Here is a 17,733-nt window from a genome sequence, read left to right on the forward strand (position 1 = left end):
CCGTGAGGTACCGGGCTAACCGATTTCCGGCGTCGAGCGCAAGCGCGCGATCGGCGGGCGCGCGCCGGCCCTCGCGGTGGCGAGGCGGGCCGCGGCGGCCGCAGGGGGAAGCGCTCCGGGGCCTACGGCGGGGGCCAGCGCCGCTCGCGCTTCAGGCGCTCCAGCAGCGCTGCGAGCGCCGCGGCGTCGAGCTCGAGCAGCGACGCCTCGTCGTCGGGCGACAGCGTGATGCCGAGCACCTCGCACACGTCCCTGACCCCCTGCTGGAGCCCCTCCGTGCGGCCCTCGCGGAGGCTTCTCTCGCGGAGCGACGAGAGGCTCGCGTGGCCCTCGCGCTGCAGCAAGTTGGCGAGGGCGGCCTGCTGCGCTGCGGCGCGATCGTAGAGCGCCTCGACGTGGAGCGGATTCTGCAGCACGCCGGGCGCCTGCAGCAGCTCTCCCGGGAGCGCGCGCCGCGGCGGCGCGCCGGGCGCGTGCACCTCGACGTGGCGCGGGGCTTCGAGGCGGACGACCCAGACCCAGCGCGTCCCGGCGGCCAGGAGGTCGTGGATCTTCTGCGTGAGGCGCGCCTCGTCGTCGCCGAGGTCGGCGTACGCGATGGCCAGCGCCGGCGCGCCCGGCGCCCACCCCGGCGTGTCGGGCACGTTGCCCACGGCCACGTGCGGCGCGCGGAGCAGCTCGGGCGCAGGGCCGTAGCCGGTGCCGATGCCGGCCTCGCGGACGGCGGGATCCCAGGCGACGACCGCGCTGCCGAGCAGGTGGGCGCTCGAGGCGCGCCCGCCGCTGGGCAGGCAGAAGATAGGGTGTCCATGGGACAGCTCGTACGGATCGCCTGGCCGGACCTGCGCGGCGCGGAACGGCCCGCGCGGGTCGGAGCGCGTCGCGGGGAGGACCGGCGCGGCGGGGTCCGGAGGAGGTGGGGGCGCCGAGGAGGACGCGGCGGCGGGGCCTCGATGGGCGTGAGCGAGCGGTCCGGGCTGCGCGGGCGCCGTGGGGCAGGACAGGATCTCGGGAGGCTGAATGGGATACTTGGGTCGCATGCCCGTGGATTCCGGGCATGCACGAGGATGCATCACCGTTTCGGCGGCCGGCTGCGGCGGCGGTCTGCCGCGAGGCGCAGGGCACTCTCGGCCGGTCCGACCGCCCTCCGGGATCGCGAACGGCCTCGGCGGACCGGTCCGAGCGCCCCTCCGACATCGATCCAGGCACCGGGGAGCGGTCCGACCGCCCTTCCGGCATCGATACCGCGCGCCCGGGAGCGGTCCGACCGCCCTTCCGGCATCGATACCGCGCGCCCGGGAGCGGTCCGACCGCCCTTCCGGCATCGATACCGCGCGCCCGGGAGCGGTCCGACCGCCCTTCCGGCATCGATACCGCGCGCCCGGGAGCGGTCCGACCGCCCTTCCGGCATCGATACCACGCGCCCGGGAGCGGTCCGACCGCCCTTCCGGCATCGATACCACGCGCCCGGGGGCGGTCCGACCGCCCTTCCGGCATCGATGCCGGGTGGTGTCCTAATTAGGACAGACGGGCCCTCGGCCTCTTGACCGCGCGAACGCCTGCGGCCCCGCGCAACCCCGCATCTGCCTTCCTCTGTCACACCTGCCCTCACCACGCGATCTCGGCATCCGGCAGCCGTCCACGCGCCCCGGCAAGGCGTCCCACTGCCTCTAGGACGGACCATGTCACACGGCGCGGCCGTTCCCCTTGACTGAGCATAAAAGCCCGCGTTCGACGCTAGATCTGCGCAGATGGCTCGGACAACCGCTGTCATAGCTGCGCTGGAGACGCAGGAAACAAGGGTTATACTCACTTGCACAGGCAAAGCGCCCTGTCGCGGCTGGTACCCGCGACAGGGCTGCGGAACGCCGGATGGTGGGCCACCCGTCGCACGACGCACTGCGATCATGGGCCCGCCGCCGAAGAGGTGCAAGGCCCATGGCGAACGTGCTCCCAGCGGAGCGGCGGCTAGAGGTGTTCGCCGCGCTCGTGAACGGAACCAGCATCCGCGCAGCCGAGCGCATGACCGGCGTGCATCGGGACACGATCGGCCGCTTCGCGCAGGCCATCGGCGAGGGCTGCGTGCGGCTCCATGACCGGCTGGCGCGCGACCTGACCTGCCCGCTCGTAGACCTGGACGAGCAGCACTCGTGGTGCAGGAAGCGCCAGAACAAGGTGGACGCCGCGAAGGACGACGCAGCGGCCGTGGGCGAGCAGTGGACGTGGGCGGCCATCTGCCGGACCAGCAGGCTCATCATCGCCTGGCACGTCGGGAAGCGCGACCAGGAGAGCGCCGATGCGCTGGTCGAGCATGTGCGCGCGCGGCTCACGGTCATGCCGCAGATCACCACCGACGGGCTCGGCCTGTACGCGCAGCCCATCGCCGCGACCTTCGGGCCCGCCGTGCCGTACATGCAGACCATCAAGAACTTCTCCTCGCGCCGGGGCAAGCCGGGGACGTCGGAAAAGTTTGCCGTCGAGCGCGGCATGGACTTCATCCAGAAGCGCGCCGTGTTCGGGACGCCGAACCCCGCGAAGGCGACGAACTACGCCATCGAGCGAAGCAACCTCACCGCGCGGCAGTGGAACGCGCGGCTCAGGCGCCGCACGCTCGCGTTCTCGAAGAAGCTCTCGCGGCACTGCGCCGCGATCGCGCTGCACTACGTCCACACGAACCTCTGCCACATCCCGCGCAACATGCGCGCCACCCCGGCGATGGCGGCAGGCGTCGCCGACCACGTGTGGACGCTGGAGGAGTTCATGGTCGCCGCGCTAGCAGAGCCCCCGGGCGAGAAGCCGGAGCCGAAGCCGCTCGCCATCCCGAAGCCAGAGGGGCCGGCGCGGGAGCTCCCGGGCGGGCGTGGCTGGCTCAGGGTGCTGCCGGGCGGGTCGGCGCCGCCCGCACCCGTGGCGCCGCAGCCGCCGCCCGTGGCGCCCATAGCGGCTCAGCCGGAGCCGGAGCTTCCGCCGTCAGAGCCGCCGCCGGCGCCGGGGCCGCGCAGGATGGTGCAGTTGAGCTTGTTTGATAATACTGAGCGTTGAAGCAGTGCTCGGCGGTGTGCGTCTGCAACGCACGGGCTCGACGGGCTCGCCAGCCCCCCGACGACCCCGCGGCGAGTTCGGCGCCCGTGGGGTCGGCGGCGTGCTGGGAACGGGTGCGGGTTCGCGGCGGCGCGATCGCCGGGGTCGAGGTGCGCGGCACGGGGCCACGGGGTCGAGGTGCGCGGCGCGCGAGGCGCCCGCGCCGGAGCGGGGTGGCGCGGTGCGGGCTCTTGATGGCGCGGCGGACGCGGAGCGCGCTCGAGGTGCTCGGCCGGACCACGAGCCGAAGATCCCTGCGGCGCGCGCTCCAGCATATCGACGTGGCACGCCTGGCGTGATACGCGCCAGGCATGGACGACGCGGCAGGGCTCAAGCAGTCGAACGATCCGCCCACAAACCGAATCACTTCTGTCTACATGGAAAATTGGTCGGTCGCTGGAGCCGATCTGTGTGTTCAGTTCGACTCTGAACGAACTGTGCTTGTCGGAAGAAACGGCGCTGGAAAGTCGATTTTGCTTGAAAATATTCGAAATGCGGCACTTTCGGCCGCATGGAAGCCGACTGTTTCGGTACTCGGTCCAGGCAACATGCGCTTTGACTTTAATCTGGGAGGGACGCCTGTCTCGTACTCGTACCATTGGGAGTATAGACATAGGCGTGATTCGGACGAATATGAAGACAGCGTCGTGCAGTGGGAAGAACGGTGCTGCTATACAGGACAGTCAAAGTGCTTGTGGTTGGTTGCGAACAACAGGGCGGATTTCCTGGATGGGACATCCATGCCAATGCCACCTGGTACTGGGATCCTGAGTTTGCGTGGGGACCTTCCCGCTTCAACGCCTTGGGAGGCTGAGCAGGTTCGCAAGGCACTCGACGGTATACGCCTAATTCAGGCGGGGCTTCCACGATATCGAGGCGTCCGAAGGGAGCTGTTTCTGACGAAGATGAGGCCAAGGCCAGGGGCAGAGCGAGATGAATCCGGGCAGTCAGATCATCGACTGAATAGGGTATCTGCGTCGCTTGTGTCTTGGTACGAAAACAGGCCAGAACTGTTTCAGCAATTTCTCGATATCGCTCGGCGGCTCGAGGTGCTGCGGGATCTCGCTGTAAAGATAGAGGAGCATTCGGAGTTGGAGGGTGACTCTGGTGCAACAGCGTCGGCGGAGCTGTTGGTCGACGGCGTAAATTGTGGTCTTTTGTCTGACGGCGTTCTTCGTGTTGCCGAGATACTTGTATCGATTGTTGATCCAAAGTCGAAGTTTGTCATGATAGAGGAGCCTGAGACGGGTATTCATCCAGGGTTGCTGCGGAGGCTGCTGGCGGAGATCGATGCGCATGCGGTAGATCGCCAGTTTGTGGTATCTACGCACTCACCTTTGGTTGTTGATTGGGTGGCCCCGAGCGATGTCCGCTTTGTTGAGCGCACCAATGGCGTAACGAGTGTGCAGCGGCTGTCTGATGAAGAGATCTCTCGTGTTGTGCGCTATTTGAACGAAAGCCTTAGTCTTTCAGATTACGTGTACTCGAGGGGCCTGGAATGAATGCGATCGGTGTGCTTGGTGAAGATGATACCGATTGTCGAACTGTTAAGGTGCTCATCAGGCGCATAGTCTCCGAACAGGTCGATGTGCGGGTGCGCGCGCCCAGTAAAGGTGGCTGTGCTGCGCTCCGCAGATCTGCTCGTGGCTTTATGGCGGAGCTTCGGGACAAGGGGTGCGGCGCCATAGTTCTGGTGCACGATTTGGATCGGAATCCAGCGAATGGTCAGCTAAACGATGAGGCCGGGTTGCGTGCCGGTTTAGAGAGCATCTCGGTTCCGTCTGGTGTCCTCCGGCTGATATGTATTCCAGTGGAGGAGTTGGAGGCGTGGTTTTGGGCGGATCAACGCGTGCTTGATCTTGTCGGAAAAGGGGTTGGAAGGGCCGTCGTGTCGCCCGAGAATGTCCGAAAGCCCAAAGAGGCGTTGCGCGATCTTTCGTGGAAAGCGCATTACAAGCCGGTTTATTCTACAAATGACAACTGGCGCCTTGCCGAATATCTGGATATAGAGCTGTGTGCTCGAAAATGCCGCTCATTCCGGGAGCTGCGTGATTTTGCTCTGCAGGTTTGCGGATCTCAGTGACGCCCATCGTAGGGTTCACTGGATCCTCGATCGGGAATGGCGCCTCTGATGCACCGGTTTTGTGGGTGAGAGCGGTGGCGAGACAAGAGACGACCTACTCGCTGCCCAGTATCTGCACGACCACTGCGATCTCGCGCAAGACTTCGCCCGGGGTGCGGCGCTCGATGCGCGATGGCCCTGACGGCCTCTTCTAGGTGATGGGAGCGGACCTGCGGTCCCTCGACGTAGCGGTCGGTGCAGTCCGGCCCGGCGGGCGGGAGCCACACCAGAGCAACGTCGCGGGGCCATCCGGGTTGAGCCGAACGCACCCCACGGTAGCCGCGCGCGCTGAGGTAGCGCTCGACAGCGTCGGGCGAGACGGAGCGCGTGACCGGTCGGCCGGGAAGCGTGAGGCTCACCCGGCGCTTCGGGTCGCGGAAGCTCATCGGCGCCACCGTCGGAGCCGCAAGGCGAGCGCTTCCCGGGCGATCCTGAGCCGCGACGCCGCCGTCCCCGGGCTCATCCCGCGCGCCTTGGCGTACGCGACGAGCGACGAGGGCTGGTCCACGGCGAGCAGCGCCTCGCGCTGCCAATCCTTCAGCTCGTCGAGTGCGCGCAGCGTCTCCCGCGCCTCCATCTGGGCATGGATGGTCCGGCCCGACGTGCCGCGCAACCTGCCGAGCGGCTGCGGGTCAAGCACGGCGCGGCGCGCCCACGCGCTGTTGACGTAGTGCATGGATAGGTGCCGCGCGACCGAGTAGAGGTAGCCGCGCAGGGCCTTCCGAGGGGTGTCCCAGGGCGCCGGGCGGTAGAGCCCTCGCTTGATCGAGCGCCACGCGCCCATGACGACGTTCTGGAAGACGTCGGGCCGGTCGCGAGCGGGCACGCCGCTGGCGACGATAACCGCCATGATGACCGAGCGCTCGGCGCTGATCGCCTCGATGCTCGGCTTCTTCCGGGGATGTCGCGCGGCAGGCGGGCGTCGAGCCCCCTTCCGCGGTTTCCTCACCGCTCCCTCCCGCACGTCGGGCAGCGGTCCGCCGCGACGAGCCCGCCGAGGAGCTGCTCCATGGGATGCCGGCCGCCTTCGAGGCGCGCACGGCCATCGCGCGCGACCCGCCGTCGCGGCCCTTCACGATGTTGCGCAGGGTGCTCCGCGCGACGCCCATGACGCCGGCCAGGCAGTCCCAGGTGCCGTACGCGGCGCGCAGGTTCCGAAGGGTCGCCCGGAAGCGATTGCTCTGTGTGGGTGTAAGTGTGAGGCGTGGGCGGCGCACGGGCGCACGTCCGCCTTGCCCGCCGTCGGGCGGGATCAGGTACAACTGCATCGTCGGACCTCGGTGGAACGGGGTTCGGCCACGCAGCCCGGGGTGTTCCAGCACCCGCGGGCTGCACTACTTGCGGCCGAGCCTAGCCACTCACGCGAGGTCCGGAGTCAAACTAGGACAAAACAGGGCAATTTAGGACACCACCCGATGCCGCTTACCGGCGGCCGGTTCGACCGCCTCCCAAGCGGGCAGCGCTCGGTTCACCGATGTTCCTGAGTCTCAACTGCCACAGGCGCGCCCATCCGGCGATCTCAGCCCCGAAGGATGGGGCGGCCGGGCTGCCTGCTGGCCCTGTCCGATGTACCGGCAGGGGTGCGTCAGCCCACTACTCGCCCCGCGCGCAGCGCATACCGTAAAAGGACAACGTCCTCTCCGGCAGCTCGCCGATGCGGTACGTCGGGCTGAGCGTCTCCTCGCCATGGGAGAACGCCCCTCCGCGGGAGCCTCTCCCGAAGCCTCCGTCGCTCAGGGCCGCGCAGTTGACGCAGCTCCCGGTCAGCGCGAGATCGGCGTGGTAGTCGAGGACCCACTCGAACAGGCTCCCCGCCAGATCCGCCTGACCCCACACCCCATCGCCCGCCGGGGACTTGGACCCGACGGGCGGTATCGGGCACACCGTCGTCGTGGTCTCGCAGCCGTACACGGCCAGCTCCTCGCTCGGGGCCTCGTCGCCCCACGGATACGCGCGGTGCTGGTTCCCCGCGACGGCGGCGTAGTTCCACTCCGCCTCGGTGGGCAGCCGGCCCTCATCCCAGGCGCAGAACGCGAACGCGAGATACCAGCTCACGCAGTTGATGGGCGCCGCCTCGTTGCCGGTGGGCTCGTCGGTCCACGTCCGGAAGTTGGAATCGCATTGCAGCGAGGCCCGCAGCTCGTCCTTGCCCGCGGGCAAGCTCGCGTCCCACGCCGGATCCCAGCCGCTGCCCTCGATGAGCGGGTGCGCGCCCGCGCCCGCCTTCGGCTTCGTCGCCGGATATCCCTCGACGAACTGCCGAAACCGCCCCACCGTCACCTCGAAGCGATCGAGGTGGAAATCGGCCACCGTGGCCGGATAGCTCGCGTCGTTCAGGCGGTTGAACTGGCCGCCCACCACCTCTTCCTCCGCACAGCAGCTCTCATCGACCGTCGGACCACAGGTGGGCGCGACCTGGTCGCAGCGCGACAAGACAAACACGTTGGGCTCCACGTCAGGGATACACGCGCCCCCGGCGATCAGCGAGATCGCGACCGCGGCGAGCGGCCTATGAAAATGCATTCGCACGCTCTCCCCTGTGCGCATCAGAAGCTCCCGGAGATGCTGGCGCCCGCGCCGGACGGCGCGATCCACGGCAGCGCGACGGCTCCCTGCGCTCGCGCTGGCTCCTTCTCGCCGCCCGCCCCGACAATCCCGTACACCGCCACGCCCAGCGCGACGAGCCCCGCGCCGCCGAGGCCGACGAACAGCCCGACATCGCGGTTCTTGCGCGCATTGTCGGCCGCGAAGTCATAGCCGGGATTGCAGTACGTCCCGCCCGGGACCTCGCGGCAGTTGTCGCGCAATGCGCCGATCGCCGACAGATCGTCGATCAGAAACCCGACCGACGCGCCCACGAGCGCGATGCCGGCCGCCCCCGAGACCCAGGCCCACGCCGGGACGCCGCCGCCGCCCGGCGCCTCGTCCGCCTTCGCAGGCGCCGTCCCGGCTCCAGCCCCTGCCCCGGCGGCGGCCGCCGGTCGCAGCGTGAGCTCGACCGTCTCCGTCTGACCCTCCGCCATCGTGATCGCGCGGGTCTCCGTCTCGTGCCCGGGGGCGCTCGCGCGGATCTCGTGCGGGCCAGGATCGATCGGCAGCGGCTCGCCCAGCGCGGCCGCCGGGAGCGCCGTGCCGTCGCGCTGCACCTCGACGCCCGCGGGCGCGCCCTCGACCACGATGCGGAGCTTCGGTACGCGCGGCTCGAGGGCCGCGATCTCCTTCTGCGCGATCTGCTCGAGGCTCCGCTTCCGCTGCTCCCCCGCCGTCTCGCGGTTCAGGACCAGGGCTCGATTGTAATCGTGCCACGCGGTCGCGAGCTTGCCTTCGCGCTCGTGGCATCGCGCGATGTTGATCATGGTGCTCGCCGAGGGGTTGAGCGCGAGGCTCGCCTCGAACTTCGGGCACCCCGCCGCGTAATCGCCCTTGTCGACAAGCGCGCGGGCGGCCTTGAAGAGCGCCTCGGCGGCCACCGGGTCGCGCGCCGGCTCCTGCGCGCGCGCCGCCGCGCCGCAGAGCAGGACCGCCGCGGCCGACGCGAGCCCGACGACAGCCCTCCTGCCCGGCGCGAGCCCCGCGCCACGGCGGGTGTCGGCGATCTGGAACCTCGGCGCCTCGAGGTGGCCTCTCCCGAGCGGGCGCGTTGTCGTTTCCGCCATGTGTGCTCGTTCCGCTGCGGCGACCCCGCGGCCGCGCGGGGAGACCCTACAACAAAACCTGACGGACGACCAACCTGGCAAGATCCAGCGAGGCTTCGCTCGACGCGAAGAGCTCGTCGTGACCATCTCTTCGGCGCCGAGCGTGAGCGCCGCCGCGACGTGCAATGCGTCCATCCCAGCCAGGCCATGCTGCGAGGCCAGAGCGAACGCGTGCGCCGAGAGCTCGGCCGAAAGCGGTGCCCAGTCGCGGACCGCGGAGAAGAAGGTCTCGTGGGATTCGGCCTCTTCCGCGCGGCGCGAGCAGAGCGGCTTCGGCAGCACCTCCAGCTTCAACAACGCACTGACGACGAACTTTCGCCTTCATCGTCGAGACCGAGAGAGCGCGCTCTGCATGCTTGCCCGTACCTCGCGCCGCGACGCTCAAGACCCCCGCATCAACAAAGGTGCGCATCGCCCACCAGCGCCAGCGCCGCGGCGCCCCCGTCACGGATCGTCCTCCACCCACAGCCGCGGCCCGTTGTCCCGCCCCGGCGCGCGCTGCCCGACCAGCACCGCCCCCACCCACACCGCCTTCGCCGGCTCCCCCGCGTCGCCCGCCTGCGGGCCGAGCAGCGATAGCCGCACCACCCGCTCCCCCGGCGCGAGATCGTCCCCCAGCCGGATCACCCCGCGCCCCACCCCGTCCTTGCCGCGCTCCTCCGTCGCCGCCTCCCACAGCGTCGCCCGCGTCAGATCCCCGCCACGGCCCGCCAGCACGCCGTCCGGGATCGTCACCCGCCGGAAGAACGCCGCCTCCCGCGACCCAGGCTTCGCCCCCTCGATCCGGTAGCGGATGCGGTAGTCCGCGTTCTCCCCGGGCGTCACCACGAACAGCACGAGGTGCAGCGTCTCGCCCGCCGCCTGCTTGAACCGGTACGTCATCGGCCGCGCCCGCGTCAGCTCGAACACGTCGCGCCGGCGCACGATCGCCCCGCCGTTCGCCGGCGGCGCGTCCGTGTACGCCACCCCCGCGCCGCCGAGCCCCTCGATCTCGACCCGCCGCGTGCCCGCAGGCGCCGCCACGCGCAGCGCGCCCGACAGCGCCACGATCGGCTCCCTCAGCGCCACCTCGCCGTCCACGCGCACCGCGACCTCCTTGCCTAACGACACGCGCGCGGCCCGGTAGATGACCGACAGCCGGCCCGCCCGCGCCCCCTCCCCGTCCACGCGCACGTCCTTCGCCACCAAGAGCGGCGTCCACGCGTCGCCCGGCGACGCCTCCCCCGCCGACTGCCACGCCGGCATCAAGAGCCGCCGACGCACCGGCGCATGCTCCGGGAGCAGGATCCGCTCCGGGCGATCCGCGTCCGACTTGGCGCCCTCCCCGGACCGCTCGATCCGCACCTGCTCGCGCAGATCCGAGAAGCGCTCCTTCCGCTCCAGCTCGTCGAGGTTGGCCGCGCGGACGTCGGTCCACGTGCTCACGTCGAACGGCGCGTAGCGCCACGTCTCGTCCTCGGCCAGCGTGACCCGGTACGGCAGCCGGTACAGCGTCTCGTTCACGCCAGGCTCGATCGCGCGCAGCCGCACGTGCGTCCTCGCGTCCCCCGTGATCTCGATGCGCTCGACCCCCTCCGGCGGACGGAGGATCGCGAGCCGCGGCTCGGACGCGTCGAACCCGTCGGTCCACCACTCGAAGCGCGAGCGCGGGAGCGTCACCTTGAGCTCCGCGCGCTCGGTCGGACCCGGCCCCCACCGCGCCACCACCGTCGCGTCGCCCTGGTTCGCGCCGCCGCTCGCCTCGATCTCGGTCCGGATCAAGAGCCCGAGGAGCTCCTGCCCGGGCGCCATCCGCGCGATGACCGGATCGCTCGGATCCAGCGCCAGGTAGCGCACCAGGCGCACGTCCGGGGGCGTCTGGAGCCGCAACGGCGCGGCCCGCGCCGCGCCGGGGGCGTCCGTCGCCGGGTCGGCCGCCGCTCCAGCAGCCTCCGCCGCCGCGCCAGCAGCCTCCGCCGCCGCGCCAGCAGCCTCCGCCGCCGCGGAAGGCGCCGCCGCGACCGCGGGCGGGGGCATCGCCGGGTGCACGATCTCGCCGATCTGCTGCATCGCCTGCGCCTCCGGCGCGCCGAACCGCACGCCGAAATCCGGGCCGACCCCGTCGATCACCACCGTCCGGATGTCCTCCCGCGACAGCCGCACCGTCGCCCGCCCGAGCGGGCCGAGCTCGACGCTCGCGGGCGCGCTCGCGCCGTCCGCGACGCGCACGGTGCGGCCCGGCGGGCCCTCGATGTCGAGCGACAGCGGGCCGCGGAAGTTCAGCGCCGCCGCGTGGCGCTCGCCGATCACGAACTCGGACGCGCCGCGCCCCTCGGCGCGCGGGAACGGCATCCGGAACCGCCGCAAGAGGAGCCGCGACATCTCGTAGTCGATCCCCTCGCGGCCCCCGGCCTCGAGCCGCCGCGCCCAGCCCCGGAGCAGCTCCTTGCGCGACGGCTCGGGCAGGTCGGCGAAGCCGAGCGCCGATACCCGGCGCCCCATCTGCCGCCGCTCCTCGGCGTCGAGGCTCTGCTCGTAGAGCGCGCGCGACGCCTCGCTGCGCTGGTAGCGCCCCTCGAGCCGCGACAGGATCGTGAGGTCGAGCGGCCTGCCGTCGGTGTCCACGGCGGGCTTCGCCCGGAGCCGCACCTGCCCGCCCTGCGGGAGCACGTCGTGCGTGATGAGCAGCGTCGAGCGCGGATCCGTCACCGCGCCCGCGCCGCTCGCGAGCCGCGCCGCGTACTCGCCCTCGCCGAGCGGTCGGTCCGGATCGCAGCTGACCCGGCTCTCCAGGTCGTACACGTGCCGCGCGACCTCCTTGCCCCGCTCGTTCACGAACGCCGCGACGAAGCCGTAGGGATAGCGCCTCGCCGAGTCGCAGACGTCGGCCTTCACGGCCGCCCAGGTCGTCACCTCGACCGCGTCGATCTCGGCCGGGATCTTGATCGCGAGGTCCCGCTCCGGCTCGATGTGGTAGGCGAGGATCTCGTCCTCGGCCGGCAGCGAGGTGCCCAGCGGCGGCGCGCCCGGCAGCATCGAGAGCGCGAACGCCGTCACCCCGAGCAGCGCCATCGCGATGAGCCATCGCGGGTTCAGCGCCTTGCGCGGCGCGCTCACGTGCGCGCGGAAGCCCCCGGTCGCCGAGCGCGCCCGGAGCGGCGGACGCGCGGGGCGCGGCGGCGCTGGCGCGGTGTGGCCCGCCGGCGCGCGGTGCTTCGCCGGGGCGGTCACGGGGTCGCCTCCTGCCGCGGGGCCGCGCTGGGCGTCGACGACCCGGACGCAGGCGTCGACGACCCGGACGCAGGCGTCGCCGACCCGGACGCAGGCACCGACGAGCCGGACGCGGGCGCCCCCGGAGCCGCCCCGCCGCCCGGCGAGCCCGCCTCGGTCCGGAGCGCGCTCGTGCCGATGGTGACCGCGCGCCGCAGCCGCACGCCGCCGGGCACGGCGGCGCCCGGGACCGCGACGAGCGCGCCGTCGATCGGCAGCAGCTGCGCCTCCCCCGGCCGGGCCGCGATGACCCACGGTCGCCCCGTGATCACGTCGCGCCCGAGCTCCACATGGCACCGCGCCTCGACCCGCGGCGGCGGCGCCGCACCGGCTCGCGCCGCCGCGCCACCCCCCCGCGCCGCCGCCGCCGCCACGCCCCGCGCCGCCGCCGCCGCCACGCCCCGCGCCGCCGCCACGCCTTGCGGCGCCAGCGCCGGCGCATTCCCCTGCGCGGATGGCCCGGACCCGCCCCCCGGCCCAGCCGCCAGCGCCGAGAAATGCGCCCGCAGGTAGTACGGGTTCCGCTCGGTCGCGTAACGACGGAAAGCTTCCATGGCAGCAGAGAGATCGCACCCCTCGGTCACGCCCCGCGTCGGGCACGCGTCGTCCCCGCTTGCGCCCGCGCCCGAGCTCCCCGCGCACGTCGCGAGCGCCTGCGCGCGCGCGGCCACGTCGAGCGGCACGGGCGCCACGCCGAGCCGCGTGAGCCGCGCCTCGAGGCGCGTCTCCCCCTGCCCCGGCGCCGCGAAGCGCCGGAGCTCGAAGAAGCGACGGATCGCGCTGCCCAGGTACACGATCGCGAACCGCCCCTCGGCGAACCGCTTCGCGTAGGCCATCGCCATGTCCGTCGCGCCGCTGAACGGCACCTGCTCGCGCGTGCCGTCGAAGATCCCCACGCGCAGCTCCAGATCGCGCAGCGTCTCCAGCAGCGGCCCCGCGAACGTGGGCACGTGCTCCGGCCGCACGACCTCGTACCCGAACGAGATCACCGCGTCGCGCTCGTAGCTCCGGTCCGCCTCGATCGCCTGGACCGACAGCGCGTTGCCGCCGTCGCCGACCCAGACCTCGTGCGCCCGCTGGAAGAAGCTGCGCAGCCCCTCGGCGCGCCGCACGTCGGCGGCCCCGCTCGGCTCCGCCGTGGGCACCGCCCCCGCGAGCAGCAGCGACTGCGCCGACAGCGCCTCGGCGAGCGCGAGCCCCGCGCCGAACGCCCCGATCTGCCAGCGCGGCGCGGGCACCTCGACCAGCATCGCGCCCGTGAGCGCCGTCCTCACCGCCTCCGGCGAGGGCGAGACGGGCAGGATGCCGCCGATCGACGGCGCAGGGCCGGCGGGGTCCCCCCCGCGCGCGGCCGGCGGCGGCGCGGGCGCGTTCGCGAGCACGAGCCACGCCGGGTTCCCGCGGCGCTCCGGGCCGCCCTCCTCCGGCCCGGGCTCGGCGATGCCCCACGCCGCGGGCGCGGCGTCGGTCCCGCCGATGCGCACCTCGCGGAAGCCGAGGCGCCCGAGGATCGCCCGCTCCCACGCGGTCGGCGGCGGCGCGCCGGCGGCGCCGCCGGCGCGCGTCGCCGCCGCGATCAGCCGCGGCGCCACGACGCTGTCGAACAGCCGCAGCTCCTCGATCGACGGCGGGCGGAACCGGCCCGGCTGGACCTCCGTCAGGGACACCATCCGCTTCGAGAGCTCCTCCTCGAGCGTCCCGCTCCAGCGCACGACCTCCGGCGCGCCGAGCACGCGCGCGCCGACCGCCTCGGCGACGTGGCGCGGCACCCGCAGGCGCGGCGCGTCGGCGAGGAGCGTCGCCTGCTCGGCCGCCGGGCGGAACGTCATCGCCGTCTCGGCGCCGAGCCCCTCGCCGATCGACACCACCGGCAGCCCCGCCGGCGTGCCCACCACGCTGAGCTCCGGCGCGTCGCCGCCGCCCGGCTCGACGATCAGCACCTGCGGGCTCTCCAGCGCCTCGATCATCGAGGCCGCGAACGCCTCGTCGTGCCGCCGGATCGCGCCGTGGCGCGACAGCAGCACGACCCCAGCGGCGTCGAGCAGCTCCGCGACCCGGAGCGCCACCGCCGGCAGCGCCGAGCCGACCTCGGCGGGCGCCGCCAGCACCACCCACTCCGGCGACCCCGGCCCCCGGCCGGCGCGCCTCCGGATCGCCGCCCGCGGCGCGCTCGGCGCGTCCTCGGGATCGTCGAACCGGGCGCCGAGGAGGTACCACGGCCGCTCGCCGTCGCCCGCGCGCCCGACGAAGAGCCGCGCGCGCTCCGCCACGCCGAGGATCTCGTCCGCCGGCCGGCCGTCGCGCAGCACGCTGCGCGCGAGCCGGTGCGCGACCCGCCGCGACTCGATGTCGGCGGCGATCGCGGCCGCCCTCGGGCGCGGCCCGGGGCGCGGCGTCGTGTCGGCCAGCACGAGCGACAGCGCGGCGCTCTCGACGCGCGGCGGCGGGCGGACCTCGGCCGCGGGCGGCGGCGGCGCGCTGCCCCAGCCGAGCGCGACGAGCGCGTAGCCGACCCCGTTGCCGACCAGGAACGCCGTGAGCGACACCTGGATCGTCGGCATGATCACGATGCCGACGTGCTCCTTGTTCCACATCTTCACGGCGAGCAGGCTCGGGAGCAGGTAGCCGAACCCGAAGTAGTCGATCATCTGCAGCCCCGGCGCGAACCGCACCATGGCGAAGCCGATCGCCATCTTCACGATGAAGCCGAGCACGTACACGAAGATCATGCGCCTCGGCCCCACGAGCAGCATCCGGGAGAAGGGGCGGACCGAGGTGATCCAGCGCGAGAGGTAGTAGACGACGAGCGCCTCGATCGTCGTCGTGAGCAGCTTCGTCGGCTCGTACCAGGCGACGGCGAGCAGGCCGGGCACGAGGATGCCGTTGTAGTCCCACCCGTAGCGGACGTTGTTGCGGGCGCCGAGCAGCGCGCCGATGACCAGGATGATGTGGGCCTTCGGCAACTCGAGGAACTCGAGCGACAGGCTCTCGTTGAGGACCTGGAAGCGCGAGACCGAGAGGTTCGTCGTCCGGAGCAGCACGCCGAGCACGAGCGCCGTCAGCGTCGTGACGACCGCGAGCCGCGGCGCCGCACGCACGAAGCCGCTGTTCCAGAAGGCGTTCGCGATGAGCGGCACGAGCACGAGCCCGATGCTGTAGAGCTCCCGCGAGTGCACGAAGTCGTACCGCGCCGACACCTCGGGCACGACGAAGCCCTCGACGAAGAGCCGCACGATCACCGCGCCGACGATGAACAGGTAGAACCGCTCGCGCCCGAACGCCGTCGACCAGGCGCCCGTCCGGGTGATCCAGCGGCCGATCAGCGCGACGAACAGGTACGTCACGACCGACTCCGCGATGATGAACACCGCGGTGACCGGTGCCGCGAAGAACACCGTCGCGAGGTAGCCGGGCACGACGAGCCCCGCGTACGTCCAGCCGAGCGTCTCGGTGAAGAACGTCCCGAAGACGAGCCCGATCAGGACCGCGGTGTGGAGGCTCCGATCGAGCCCGTTCGGTGGGAAGAGCGGCAGGTTGTCGAGCATGCGGCGGGCGGCGGGGCGGCGGCGGGCGGGTCGGGCCTTCGCGCGGCGCCGCCCGGTCGGGCGGGGAGCGCCGCTACGGGAGCGTGGTGGCGAGGCCGATCGCGCTCGGCGCGCCCCAGCCCGTCGGGTAGTCCCAGCCGGGCCCCGCGGCAAAGAACTCCGTCTCGCCGCTCACGATATCGCGGAACGTCGCCTGCACGTCGGGCGTCGTGTAGAGGATCGAGTTGAGGAACCCGACGCGCGGCAGCCCCTGCGCCTCGCGGTAGCTGTTCACCACGGCGATGAGCCCCGCGAACGCCGGCGCGGAGAACGACGTCCCGCCGTAGCGCTGCCACTCGCCGAGGTAGTAGACCCAGTACGCGGCCGGCGAGACCGCGGCGTGCATGGCGACGTCGGCGACCGCGCGCTTGCCGTCGGAGCCCTCCACGACCCCGACCTGCCACGAGGGGATCGGGAACGAGAGCGTCGGGCCGGAGCCGGAGCGCGGCCAGGCGACCTCGCTCTCGACCTCGCCGTTCCTGGTGAGCCAGAGCGACGTCCCGCCGACGCCGGTCACGTACGGGCTCGCCGACGGCGTGTCGGTCTGCGCCGAGTCGCCGGTCGCCGCGACGACGGTGATCCCGAGCGCCGCGGCCATGCGCGCCGCGTTGTGGTACTGGAGCCGCACGGCCGGCGGCTCGGAGTCCTCGCGGTGGGCGAACGAGTCGGTGATGACCGACACCTCGCCGCGCGCGATCGCCTCGTTGAACGTGTAGACCATCGACGTGTTGCGCGCGTCGGGCCCCTGGTACACGACGAGCTCCGCCTCCGGCGCGAGGCCCCCCGACCACTGGACGTCGAGCGTCGACTCCAGGTAGCGCGTCGCGATCGGCTCCATCGTCGCGACGACCTCCGGGTTCGCCCGCTGCACGCCGAGCGCCCGCCAGAACGACTGGAGATCCCTGTACTTGAAGGTGGCGCCGACCGTGACCCCGAGCTTCACGCCCTGGCCCCGGAACCCGAGCTCGTAGAGGTCGTCGAGATCGTACGCGGCCGCGATCTTCGCGAGGGTCATCCCATCCTCGACGTCGTCCGGCGGATCCGGCGCGATGCTGCCGCCCTCGGCCGGCAGCGGCTTGGCGCTCGCCGCGAGATCCGCCGTGATGATGCCCGTCGTGCGAGCGGACACCCACGTCGGCACGGTGAGCTCGCCGAGGGTGCCGTAGACGTCGAACGGGGGATTGCCCGCCTGCGGGTTCTCGCGCTCGAAGACCCGGAGCTCGGTCTTGAAGGCCTCGTTGAACTGCGCCACCGTGCCGGTGAACTGGATCAGCAGCCGGTTCGTGGCCGTGAAGTTCACCGTGAGCCCCTGCTCCTCCAGCCAGAGCTTCACGAGGTGCACGTCGAGCTCCCGCGGCGCGTGCGCCGCGATGAGCGCCTCCGGGGTGAAGTACTGCCGGAACCGCGGGCCCTCGGGGTCGTAGATCTCCTCGATCGCCTTGTCGAGGAGCCCCGCGTTGCGGATCGGGAAGCCCATCAGCGCGCGGACGATCTCGTCGCCGCCGGCCGTGCCCTTGTCCGTGTACACGCCCGGCAGGGGGGCCGGGATGCCGTCCGTGGCCTCGGTCGGCTCGAGCTCTTCCTCGGTGAAGTCGGGCAGCTCGTCCGGCAGCGCGACCCCGCCCTCCCCGCCGGCCCCGCCGCCGCCTTCCGCCGCGCCCCCGCCGCCGCTCCCGGCCTCGGCCCCGCCGCCGCCGGTCGCGCCGCCCGCGCCGCCCGCGCCGCCGCCGCCCGCGCCGCCGCCGCCCGATGAATCGAAGACCTGCACGTCCGACTCGCAGCCACAGCTCGAGGCCGAGAAGGCCACGCTGCTTGCCAGAACGAACAACCCGAGGACAGGAGCGGCCCGGAGAGAGGGTGAAGTGCGGCGCATACCCAGAGCGATTCAAACCCCTTCCGACAGGCCGATCCAGCCCAATCTTCAGCGCGCGCCGACGTCGCATCACACGGGCGCCGCCCGCAACACAACGCGCCTCGGCGGAGGGTGCGGAGCACCACATCG

10 protein-coding genes are annotated in these 17,733 nt (G+C 72.1%); 3 read left to right on the forward strand and 7 right to left on the reverse strand.

Annotated features, from left to right (window positions below; translation table 11 throughout):
• Positions 1-122: 122 nt before the first annotated feature.
• Positions 123-1,040 (reverse strand): hypothetical protein, encoded by a 918-nt coding sequence (locus WME98_RS14520; protein ID WP_437951842.1) that lies wholly within the window; start codon positions 1,038-1,040, stop codon positions 123-125.
• Positions 1,041-1,938: 898 nt separating this feature from the next.
• Between WME98_RS14520 and WME98_RS14525 the strand changes: the two genes are divergently transcribed.
• The 3 genes from WME98_RS14525 (at position 1,939) to WME98_RS14535 (ending at position 5,164) form a co-directional block, all read left to right on the forward strand.
• Positions 1,939-3,042, forward strand: a complete 1,104-nt coding sequence (locus tag WME98_RS14525) for an IS1 family transposase (RefSeq protein ID WP_437951843.1) — start codon at positions 1,939-1,941, stop codon at positions 3,040-3,042.
• A gap of 785 nt (positions 3,043-3,827) precedes the next feature.
• Complete coding sequence (locus WME98_RS14530) at positions 3,828-4,583, forward strand: AAA family ATPase (RefSeq protein WP_437953984.1); 756 nt, start codon at positions 3,828-3,830, stop codon at positions 4,581-4,583.
• The gene (locus tag WME98_RS14535) at positions 4,580-5,164 is read left to right on the forward strand and encodes a DUF4276 family protein (protein WP_437951844.1); all 585 of its coding nucleotides are present in this window, start codon (positions 4,580-4,582) and stop codon (positions 5,162-5,164) included. Before WME98_RS14530 ends, WME98_RS14535 begins: the two co-directional genes overlap by 4 nt.
• Positions 5,165-5,585: 421 nt before the next feature.
• Here WME98_RS14535 and WME98_RS14540 read toward each other — a convergent pair whose 3' ends face one another.
• From WME98_RS14540 to WME98_RS14565, 6 genes are all read right to left on the reverse strand, one after another.
• Positions 5,586-6,053 carry an RNA polymerase sigma factor gene (locus WME98_RS14540; RefSeq protein ID WP_437951845.1) on the reverse strand — a complete coding sequence of 156 codons (468 nt, stop codon included), beginning with the start codon at positions 6,051-6,053 and terminating at the stop codon, positions 5,586-5,588.
• Between the two features lie 743 nt (positions 6,054-6,796).
• The gene (locus WME98_RS14545) at positions 6,797-7,645 is read right to left on the reverse strand and encodes a formylglycine-generating enzyme family protein (protein ID WP_437951846.1); all 849 of its coding nucleotides are present in this window, start codon (positions 7,643-7,645) and stop codon (positions 6,797-6,799) included.
• A 104-nt stretch (positions 7,646-7,749) separates the two neighbouring features.
• Positions 7,750-8,859: a PEGA domain-containing protein gene (locus tag WME98_RS14550; RefSeq protein ID WP_437951847.1), complete on the reverse strand. Its 1,110-nt coding sequence runs from the start codon at positions 8,857-8,859 to the stop codon at positions 7,750-7,752.
• A gap of 483 nt (positions 8,860-9,342) precedes the next feature.
• Positions 9,343-12,108, reverse strand: a complete 2,766-nt coding sequence (locus WME98_RS14555; RefSeq protein ID WP_437951848.1) for a hypothetical protein — start codon at positions 12,106-12,108, stop codon at positions 9,343-9,345.
• Positions 12,105-15,692: a poly-gamma-glutamate biosynthesis protein PgsC/CapC gene (locus WME98_RS14560; protein ID WP_437951849.1), complete on the reverse strand. Its 3,588-nt coding sequence runs from the start codon at positions 15,690-15,692 to the stop codon at positions 12,105-12,107. Before WME98_RS14560 ends, WME98_RS14555 begins: the two co-directional genes overlap by 4 nt.
• A 73-nt stretch (positions 15,693-15,765) precedes the next feature.
• Positions 15,766-17,538: a S53 family peptidase gene (locus tag WME98_RS14565; RefSeq protein WP_437951850.1), complete on the reverse strand. Its 1,773-nt coding sequence runs from the start codon at positions 17,536-17,538 to the stop codon at positions 15,766-15,768.
• Between the last annotated feature and the right edge of the window lie 195 nt (positions 17,539-17,733).

The sequence above is a fragment of the Sorangium sp. So ce296 genome, assembly GCF_051529605.1.
Lineage (GTDB): Bacteria > Myxococcota_A > Polyangia > Polyangiales > Polyangiaceae > Sorangium > Sorangium cellulosum_D.